Annotated in this window: 9 protein-coding genes and 1 pseudogene; 4 read left to right on the forward strand and 6 right to left on the reverse strand. The window is 64.1% G+C overall.

What is annotated here, in order from left to right; all coding sequences use genetic code 11:
* Positions 1-29 precede the first annotated feature (29 nt).
* A complete protein-coding gene (locus E3T24_RS04250) occupies positions 30-1220 on the reverse strand; it encodes an acetyl-CoA C-acyltransferase (protein WP_134368197.1) in 1191 nt (396 codons plus the stop codon).
* Between the two features lie 400 nt (positions 1221-1620).
* Between E3T24_RS04250 and E3T24_RS04255 the strand changes: the two genes are divergently transcribed.
* The 4 genes from E3T24_RS04255 to E3T24_RS04270 all read left to right on the forward strand — a co-directional run bounded on the left by E3T24_RS04255 (position 1621) and on the right by E3T24_RS04270 (position 4692).
* Entirely contained in the window at positions 1621-3195 is a 1575-nt protein-coding gene (locus E3T24_RS04255) for a long-chain fatty acid--CoA ligase (protein ID WP_134402442.1), read from the forward strand.
* A 28-nt stretch (positions 3196-3223) separates the two neighbouring features.
* Positions 3224-3535 (forward strand): TetR/AcrR family transcriptional regulator, encoded by a 312-nt coding sequence (locus tag E3T24_RS04260; protein ID WP_166789160.1) that lies wholly within the window; start codon positions 3224-3226, stop codon positions 3533-3535.
* Between the two features lie 30 nt (positions 3536-3565).
* Positions 3566-3910: a hypothetical protein gene (locus E3T24_RS04265; protein WP_134434323.1), complete on the forward strand. Its 345-nt coding sequence runs from the start codon at positions 3566-3568 to the stop codon at positions 3908-3910.
* Positions 3911-4353: 443 nt separating this feature from the next.
* Positions 4354-4692, forward strand: a complete 339-nt coding sequence (locus E3T24_RS04270; RefSeq protein WP_134402441.1) for a hypothetical protein — start codon at positions 4354-4356, stop codon at positions 4690-4692.
* Here the strand turns inward: E3T24_RS04270 and E3T24_RS17210 are convergent.
* The 5 genes and pseudogenes from E3T24_RS17210 to E3T24_RS04290 all read right to left on the reverse strand — a co-directional run.
* Positions 4674-4838, reverse strand: a complete 165-nt coding sequence (locus tag E3T24_RS17210) for a hypothetical protein (protein ID WP_166787157.1) — start codon at positions 4836-4838, stop codon at positions 4674-4676. The two genes, E3T24_RS04270 and E3T24_RS17210, sit on opposite strands and share 19 nt — an antisense overlap.
* A 601-nt stretch (positions 4839-5439) precedes the next feature.
* A pseudogene (gene istB, locus E3T24_RS04275) lies at positions 5440-6214 on the reverse strand (IS21-like element helper ATPase IstB); the annotation flags it as partial.
* Positions 6211-7269 (reverse strand): DDE-type integrase/transposase/recombinase, encoded by a 1059-nt coding sequence (locus E3T24_RS04280; protein ID WP_198418088.1) that lies wholly within the window; start codon positions 7267-7269, stop codon positions 6211-6213. The pseudogene istB and the gene E3T24_RS04280, both read right to left, overlap by 4 nt.
* A 595-nt stretch (positions 7270-7864) precedes the next feature.
* Positions 7865-8347, reverse strand: coding sequence for a DUF4395 family protein (locus E3T24_RS04285; RefSeq protein WP_160141104.1), 483 nt, complete (start codon positions 8345-8347; stop codon positions 7865-7867).
* A gap of 451 nt (positions 8348-8798) precedes the next feature.
* Positions 8799-9420 (reverse strand): transposase (locus E3T24_RS04290; protein WP_206750175.1); only part of this gene is annotated, 622 nt, incomplete at its 5' end.

The raw sequence follows: 9420 nt of genomic DNA on the forward strand, positions 1-9420 counted from the left end.
AAGGTGTTCACACGGACGGCTCTGGCGGCTCAGCAGAACAGGATCAGCGCCTCGCCCTGCCCGCCGCCACCGCAGAGCGCGGCAACGCTGCGTCCTCCGCCGCGGCGCCGCAGCGCGAGTGCGGTGTGCAGCGCGAGGCGCGCGCCTGATGCGCCGACGGGGTGGCCGAGAGCGATCGCCCCGCCCTCCGTGTTGATCGCCTCCGGGGACACCCCGAGGTCGTCGGCCGATTGAAGCACAACGGAGGCGAACGCCTCGTTGATCTCGATGACGTCGAGGTCACCGACGGCCAGGGATTGGCGCCGAAGGGCCTGGGCGATGGCTCGGGAGGGCTGGGAATGCAGCGAGCCGTCCGGCCCCGCCACCTGACCGGCGGCGCCGATCTCGGCGAGCCAGGGAATCCCCGCGGCCAGGGCCCACGCCTTGCTCGCGACCACGACCATCGCGGCGCCGTCGGTGAGCTGCGACGAACTGCCCGCTGTGACGTTGCCGCCCTCCGCGAACGCGGGCCGCAGGCGTGCGAGCGTCTCGATCGTCGTGTCGCGGCGGATCCCATCATCCGCCGCGACGAGGACAGGGCCACCACGACGCTGCGGGACCGAGAGGGGAACTATCTCCTCGGCGAGGATCTCCGCGTCCTGCGCCGCGGCAGCGCGCGAGTGCGAAAGCGCCGCGAAAGCATCCTGGCGCTCCCTCGGGATCCCCCGCGTCACGTTGCCCCGGTCCGTCGCCGTCCCCATGAGCAACCGATCGAACGGGTCGACCAGGCCGTCGTGATTGAGGGAGTCGACGAGGGCGCGGTCGCCGAGCGGAGCCGCCCGGCGGGAGCCGAGAAGCAGGTGCGGCGCGTTGCTCATGGATTCCTGGCCACCGGCGACGACGACCTGGGCCTCACCGGTGCGGATGAGTCTGGCCGCGTCGATGATCGCGGTTAGGCCCGACAGACACAGCTTGTTGACTGTCACGGTCGGGACGTCCCAGCCGAGGCCCGCCCCGATACTCGCCTGGCGTGCGGGCCCCTGGCCCGCCCCGGCCTGGATCACCTGGCCCACGATGACGGCGTCGATCGCCGCAGCGGGGACGCCCGTTCGATCGAGCGCGGCCCGGATGGCATGTGCGCCGAGCTCGGCGGATTGAAGGGAAGCGAAGGCGCCATTGAAACGCGCGAACGGGGTTCGGGCGCCTCCGATCAGGACGGGCGTGGTTGCGGGGTCGCTCATGGTTGTTCCTTTGCGAAGAAGGGGTGAGAAGGTGGCGGGAGACGCTGGCTAGGCGAAGGCGGAAAACCCGGTGATGTCGCGACCGATGATGAGAGCCTGGACCGTCTCGGTGCCTTCGTAGGTGTGCAGTGCCTCGATGTCGGAGAAGTGCCGCGCTACGTGCTCCAGTGCTCGATCGGCACGCCCCGCGCAGAGTCACGAGGAATTGTGCAAGCCTGCTATGAAATGGCGTGCCATGTCAAGACACTCCGTCCCAAACGGACGCGCCGACGTGAGCAATGGTCCAGTGACCGGCTTGACACGGGGCACAAAGACTCCGAAACTTAGTGCTCGGAGTTGACACTCCGTGTCACACAGCGCCCAGTTCAACCCCATGACACACAACAAAGGAGTTGCAGCCATGTCCTCGACCGCATCACGTCCCACGACAATGTCCGTCGCCACGATCGTCTCGGAGTCCGCACGCCGCCAGGGCGGCAAGACGGCGCTGATCGTCGGCGACGAGACGGTGAGCTACGCCCAACTGTGGGATCAGGTTCGCGCCTATGCGGGAGGACTCCGGGATCACGGTGTCGGCAGGGGCGACCGGGTCGCCATCCTGATTCCTAACGTCGCCGACTTCCCCCGCGCCTATTACGCCATTCTCGCCCTCGGGGCGACGGTCATCCCGATCCACGCGCTCCTCGGCGCCGACGAGATCGAATATGTGCTGAGGGACAGTGGTACTCACACCGTCGTCGTCCATGCCGGGCTCCTCGCTGCGGGCTCTCGCGGCGCGGTCCAGGCGGGTGTCCACGTGCTGTCCGTCGGAGAGGCTCAGGGCAACGGCACGCAGACGCGGCTCGAAGACCTCGCGGCGAAGGCGACGCCCATCGACGACATCACCCCGACCGACCCCGGTGACACCGCGACGATCCTCTACACGAGCGGGACGACCGGCACCCCCAAGGGAGCGGAGGGCAGCCACTTCTCGCTGATCGAACAGGTCAACGCTCTTCTGATCTCAACCTTCGATTTGCGATCCAGCGACACCATTCTCGGCACCCTCCCCCTCTTCCACACTTTCGGGCAGACCTGCGTCCTGAATGCGGGTCTGAGAATCGGCGCAACCATCGTCCTCGTCCCGAAATTCGACGGAGACACGGCACTCACCCTCCTCAATCAGCACGAGGTCGACGTCTTCTTCGGCGTCCCGACCATGTACATCGCCCTTCTCGACGCGGCGACTCGCAACCACGAGCGCCCACGACGGCTGCGCTATGCGGTCTCAGGGGGTGCCTCTATCCCGCTGGCCGTCATGGAGCGCTTCAACGACGTCTACGGCGTCGAGATCCACGAAGGATACGGACTCACCGAGACGTCCCCCGTCGCGACCTTCAACCACGTTGGCGTCGCGCCGCGGCCCGGCTCGATCGGAACGCCGATCTGGGGCGTCGACGTCGAGATCGCCCGCGCGGATGTGGAAGACACGATCGAGCTGCTTCCGCGCGGCGAATTCGGGGAACTCGTCATCCGCGGCCACAACCTCATGAAGGGATACCTCAACCGTCCGGAGGCGACGGAAGCGGCAATCGTCGACGGTTGGTTCCGGACCGGCGATCTCGGGGTCAAGGACCAGGACGACTACATCCGGATCCTCGATCGAAAGAAGGACCTGATCATCCGCAACGGATACAACGTCTACCCGCGGGAGGTCGAAGAGATGCTCTCCCGGCACCATGAGGTCGCGGCAGTCGCCGTCTTCGGAGTCCCCGACGAGGTTCGCGGCCAAGAGATCGCGGCGGTCGTCGTCCGCGTCCACGGTGGCACCGTGACCCCCGAAGGAATCATCGAGTACGCCAAGGAACGAATCGCGCCCTTCAAGTTCCCGAGGTTCGTCGAGTTCGTCGACGCGTTCCCCCTGAACTCCAGCGGCAAGGTCCTGAAGCGAGAACTCGTCGCGCGGTACGCGGACAGGCTCCGCCTGGACGCGTGATAGCTTCAACGTCATGGTCGATGACCCGATGAGACGACAGAGGCCGTCCGATGCGACCACAGTCGCGATCGCCCTTCTCTCGACGAGGGGATACGAGGCGACGACCGTCGAAGAGCTCGCCGACGCCGCCCAGATCAGCCGGAGCACGTTCTTCCGCCGTTTCGGTTCGAAGGAAGACGTGGTCTTCGCCGATCACGACTACCTGCTCGAGCGCCTCTCCGCCTATCTGGACGCCGCCTCGGGCGACCCACTCGAGGCGCTGAGGCATGGTGCACGAATCGTCCTGGACCATCACCTCTCCCGCCGGGAGGCGTCGCTCACCAGACATGAGCTCCTGTAGCGCAATCCCACTCTACGTGACCGGGAGCTTGTGAGTTCCCATCGGTATGAGCGGGCTTTCGCGAGCTACCTCCGCGAGGTCGTCCCGGGCGCATCCGAACGCGGCTGGGCGATCACGGCGCTCGCGGCGGGAATCGTTTCCGTGCACAACGACATGCTGCGGGCGTGGCTCAAACGCGCCGAGATCCCCGCGACCGAAATACTCGACACGCAGCTGCGCAGCCTGTGCGGCCTGTTCAGCCCTGTGCTCTTCCCGGATCCGAATGAGCGCGCCGCGTCGTCGCGTGTCGTTGTCGCTGTCTTCGATCGCGACATCGGCCCGGGCCGGGTCCTCGCCAGAATCCAGTCGGCGATCGACGGAGCGGTTGCGTTCTGACGGGCTGTTTGCGGGCCTCGGTCCAGGCCGCCCCATCCGCGGAAACATGCGCGATCAGGGCGGATCGTTCCTAGCCGAGGGCATCGAAGAACGTGCCCAGAGTCGCCTTGTCCGTTAGGGGCGGGCGTATCGAGCCTTCGATCGGGAGGGGAAGGCGGAACACGTGGCGCGGACTCGCGGTTATACCCTGCAACTGACGAACAAAATACCCCAGGGGGTATGTTATTCTCGATTCCGTCGAGCAAGATCAAACGAAAAGGAAATTGCCATGTGCTACCAGATCACGTGTTCAAACTGCAAAAAGGCGACGTGGGACGGCTGCGGCCAGCACATCGAGGACGCGCTCTACGGAGTTGCGCAGTCCGATCGCTGCACGTGCGCAGATGGCTCCTGACGGACCTGATTCATCAGGCCGTTCCACAACCCTGTCCCGGGCGGCCATCGTGCGCGCCCGGATCCGGGCGGCCTACGAGTGGTCGGCGCTGCTCGGCGACACGTCTTCGTGTGCCCTTGCGAAGGACGGCCGCTCGCACCCCGCAGCAAAATTCGCTGAGGGAAAGGCGGCAGCTCTGGGCGAACTGTTGCGACGGGTTGCCGACGACACCGATCCCGGCGGGATCGTTGCCTCAGCCACTGCCGTGAAAATCCGCTGGTCAAACCAGCCGATACCCGTCACCCGACCGGACCGTGACTGGGAAGCCTACCGCGCGGGCGGAATCCAGGCCCTGACGGAGCTCAGTTCTCAGAAGGAGCTTACCGAACATCAGGGAACAGCCTCATGACCAGCGAGGAACGGCCGGTCATCGGCGAACTGGTCGATGGAATCGACATTCCCGTCGTCAACGAACGCGCAGTTCGGGCATCCGCCGGTCTGCTTTTTCTCGGCGGCATCGTTGCCCTGCGAAAGAGCATCGGGAACTGGGATCACACCATGAATCCTCACTCGAACAGAGGTCAGAACATGCGCCGTTTCGCGAAGCCAGGCTCGTGTTCGGTCTCGGCTTGGCCGTCGTGCTGGGGTGCACGTTCAACGCTCCCAACACGGAGAGGACAGTCGCGCAGATCCGAGTGGTTCCCATTCTCAACGATCCTCCCCCCGGTGGTGATCGGCTCGGCCGAGCCGAGTACCTCGGAAACGACCCACCGGGGAAAGCGCAGGACGCTGGCGTCACAGCCGTTTTCTCCGCTCCGGGCAGTCCCTCCGCGATTCTGGATTACTACCAGCCGGCCTACCCTCAATTCGAATTTCCCACAGGATCAAGCAGCGCGGACGCCATCGACATCAGCGGTAGAGACGGGTGGGGCTATGTGTCAGTGAATATACAAGTCAGCGCCCCGTACTTCGGACCGCAGCTCAACGTTACGTTGAAGCCGGCGCCGCCGCGTTCGACATATGTAACAGTGATCATCAACGGGCAAACTGAGAACAGTGTTGACGCCGACCCAAAACAGGGCCAATAGTGCCGTTTGAAAACAGGACCACTATTGATATTTCTACTATGCCGTATCGGCGGGGGCCGGTGGCTGTTCATCCGATAACTGGCGCCTTTGAGGCTGAGAACGTCGGCGTGGTGCACGATGCGGTCGATCATCGCGGACGCGACGGTCTGGTCGCCGAAGACCTCGCCCCAGCGCCCGAAGGATAAGTTGCTTGTCAGGATTAGGGACGCGTGTTCGTAGCGGCTCGCGACGAGTTGGAAGAACAGGTTCGCGGCGTCCTGATCAAATGGAATGTAGCCGACTTCACCGCACTATGCCGATATCGGCATAATCACAATGTCGGCATAAATCGCAGATCAGCACGTTGTAGCGGCGCAGCTTCGTGAGCTCGGTGGCGAGCTTTCCTCGCGAGTGCGCTTCCTGCAGCCGGGCGACCCAGCCGGTGGCGGTGTCGAAGAGGACACGGTGGCCATGCTTGGCCGCTTGAACGCCCAGCGCGACGGCGAGGTGGGTCTTGCCCGTGCCGGGCGGACCGAGGAGCACGACGTTCTTGGCTTCGGTGACGAACGTGCTCGTGCTGAGGTGAGCGAGCAGGTTCCGGTCCGCGGAGGGCTGATGATCGAAGTTGAAGTCCTCGAGGGTCTTGTGGCCGGGGAACCGGGCCGCTTTGATCCGCAGGGCTGCACCGGAGGCTTCGCGTTCGGAGACCTCGCGGGAGAGGACCGCGGCGAGGTATTCCTCGTGGGACCAGCCCGCAGTGCGGGCCTGGTCGCCCAAGCGCCGGAACGCGTCCCCGATGCGAGGCGCGCGGAGTGCCCGGGCGTAGGACTCGATCTCGGCTTCCGCGCCGCTGCTGGCGCTCATTCGACCACGTCCAGGTCGGTCAGGTCCGGGCCGATATCAACGCCGAAGAGGGCGTCGTAGGACGCCAGGCTGGCCGTCTCGACGAACGCGACCGTCGCTTGCGGTCGGTAGCGCCGGTGGGTCTGGAACTGCCTGCGCAGCACGCCGGCCTGCTCGACGTGGTTCGGGTCTGTGACCGTCAGCGCGCGGGCCCATTCCCGCTCGTGCGTGGTGATGTTCACCCCGTTGTGGGTGACGTTGATGGTATCGAGGCTGGCGGTGACGTCGACGAGCCGGCCGATCATCGCCGGCGCGACGGAGTAGTCGTTGGAGAGCACCCGGACGTAGTAGTCCCTGGGCAGGCGCACGGTATTGCGAAAGAGGACGTCGGTCGCCACCGGCGAGAGCGGGCGCATCGCGGCGCGGTCCTGCTCGATCAGATCGATCGGGCGGGCCCTCCGCGACCGGGAATGGCGCGCATTGGCCAGCGGTAGCCACTGGTCCATCTGTTCGTTGAAGTCCTGCGGTGATGCGAAGTGACGCCCCGACATGAACGAGGACCGGAAGAACCGGTTTCGGCGCTCGACCATGCCCTTGGACTCCGGGTCTCGGGCCTTGAGGAGCTTGATCTCGGCCCCCAGCGTGCCCGCGAACGCGGCCGTGCGTTCGGTGAGCTTGCCCTTCCCGATCCCGGTCTCGTTGTCCCAGAGCAGCCGCGGCGGCACCGCGGCGGCGACTTGGAGCAGGGACCACATGCCGCCGAGCAGGTCCGACGTGGTTCGAGAGGGCAACATAAGTGCTTGGAAGAAGCCGGAGAACGTCGACGTCATCACCAGAACCGGCGGCATGCCCGCCTGGCCGTGTCCCAGCGGCAGGGGCTCGTGCGGGAACCACAGATCACACTGCACCTGCTTACCCGGCTCGTGCACCAGACGATCCGCAGGGTCCGGCGGCACATACTCGGGACGAATCAAGGCGACCTTGTCCCGGAACACCGACGCTGACCCCGACCAGCCCACCCGCTCCGCCAATGTTGTCGCGGCCATGCGCGGCGTCGCGGCCAGCAGCACCCGCACCTGCGCCGCATACGCGTCAAAACTCGAGCCTGTCGCGGCCCGCTGGTACTTCGACGCCGGTCCGTTTCCAACGCCCGATCAACCGTTCCGCGCGACACCCCGACCAGCCGCCCGATCTCCCGCTTCGAATGCTGCCCCGTTGAAAACAGCTGGCGTATCTTCGCCCAATCGTCCATATTGATCACCCTTCATAGTGCTGGGTGGCCCTATTTTCAATCGGCGATACTGGCCCTGTTTTCAGTCGGCGTTAACACACAGTGGTCTGATTGATCCAAAGTGAACTATACGGATGGTGGTCAGTGGTCGGCTTGCGGTATTTGTTAACCGCAGCGGCGCGGTTGTCTCTGCCTGCCGTTGGCGTCATGGGCGTCCAAATGCCCTGCATGAAGTTGAGAACGGTTGACGATAATAACGCTGCGCGTGTGCGAACTCCGTGACCCAGACGTTCGCGCAAAAAGACACTGAGCGCGTCTGGCGGCGGGTCCATGTGCGCAAGTTTGGCCCCGACTTTGCCAGCGAATCGCGAATCGAAAGTTACTGATAATGGACGCCCCGGAGACCATCAAAGACCTACGTGTGCCACCGGGGAACCGTCTCACCTTGCCGCTGCGTGGGGGAAGATTAGCCTGTAGATCCACGATCCGAGACACCAATGGGTCGTGGTGAGGATTGTGCCGCCGAGAGCGACCGCTCCTCCCAGCACGATTCCCAGCGCTGATAATCCGTAATAGAAGGATAAAGCCGCACCTGCAAGTAGCACGGTGGACAGCAGATAGGAAAAGCGTCGTGGACTCGGCGTGGGGGGAAGCGCGGGAGTGCGAAACAAATGGCGAACGCCCAAATTATAGACCAGATCAAGAATCATGCCACGGGGGAAAAGTGCGCCGGTGAGAGGAACGATTGCTCCCAATCCAAGAAAAATAGGCGACTGCAAAATCAATCCGACAATGATCAAGACGGTGCCTACTGCCGGTGTGAATCGTAAGGGCCCTGCGTAACAAGACTTGGCGTCATCATCGAGGCCTCCGAATCCCTGCTTGTCCAGGTTGGTCTTCGTTAATTCTCTCAGTGCCGCCATCTTCAATTCCTTAATGCTGGCCTTGGGCAACCCCATTTCGCAGACAAGGGGCAATTCGTCTTTTCTTGAAAGTCTGCAATGTTCCTAGGATATCGAACCCATGCCTCCGGCCTGGCGATGAGTGTTCACCCCAAACGGTGAAATGAATGCTGGGAGGCCCTGCTGCAGCCTGACCCTCGTAGATTGAAGTGTCGGTTGATCGAGATCCTCGACCGCACCCTGAGTCGAACGTTTCCAAAGCGCTAGGAGCGTGTGTCAGTAACGCCTATTCGAAGTTGATGCGACGAGATCCGGGCCGATTTGGCCGCAGCGGGCGGGGCGTTGCTGTGGCGGTCGTCGTGGACTTCGGGGTCTGCGTTGTTCTCGTGCCGACTGAAAATAGGGCCAGTGCCGCGTTGGCGGCAGTAGGTCGAGGCCGCTGGCGCCCGGCAGGGCGGCTCTGCCCTGGACCTTAGGTTGCCGGGCGGGCTGTCAGTGCGGCTTGCGTGGCGAGGGGAGCCATGGTGTGCACGGTGTGCAGCTTCATCAGGTTGTGGCAGGCAGCGATCAGGTCCCACTCGTGGGCTGCTTGCTCCAACCCGCGTAGCAGAACAAATTTTCCTTGTCGGGTGTGGATCTGACCGAACACGGGCTCCACGATTGCCTTCCGCCGCGCATAGGCCGCGCGGCCCTTCTTCGTCTTCAGCTTCCGCGCCATGCGTTCGCGCAACGTCGCGTCAGCGGGGATCCGGCCCCGAGGAACATCTGGAACACGTTCCCCGTGCTTCACCCGGCCGGTCGCGATGAAGAACTCAGTCCGCCCGTCGCTCGCGGCTTCCACGGTCTTGGCGTAGTCCAAGTTTGCTGCTGAACAATACCCGGCATCCACCAGCACTTCGGCGGGGAGAGTACCCATCGCGGCGTGGAGTTTCTCGATCATCGGCACGACCTGTTCAACGTCCACGGCAATATTCGTCAGCGTCGCCGCGACGATCACTTGATGGTCCGCATCAACGATGGCCTGCGCGTTGTAGGTGTAGTGGAAGGACCCATCGGCGGTCTTCATGATCCGAGCGTCCGGGTCGGTGAAGTTG

Origin of the sequence: Cryobacterium sp. TmT2-59 (assembly GCF_004403545.1) — a bacterium.
Taxonomy (GTDB): Bacteria; Actinomycetota; Actinomycetes; order Actinomycetales; family Microbacteriaceae; genus Cryobacterium; species Cryobacterium shii.

Excerpts from the sequence above, each read along its gene's own strand:
- E3T24_RS04285 (WP_160141104.1), bottom strand. The coding sequence starts at position 8,347 with ATGGCGGCACTGAGAGAATTAACGAAGACCAACCTGGACAAGCAGGGA.
- E3T24_RS04260 (WP_166789160.1), top strand. The coding sequence starts at position 3,224 with ATGAGACGACAGAGGCCGTCCGATGCGACCACAGTCGCGATCGCCCTT.
- E3T24_RS04255 (WP_134402442.1), top strand. The coding sequence starts at position 1,621 with ATGTCCTCGACCGCATCACGTCCCACGACAATGTCCGTCGCCACGATC.
- E3T24_RS04250 (WP_134368197.1), bottom strand. The coding sequence starts at position 1,220 with ATGAGCGACCCCGCAACCACGCCCGTCCTGATCGGAGGCGCCCGAACC.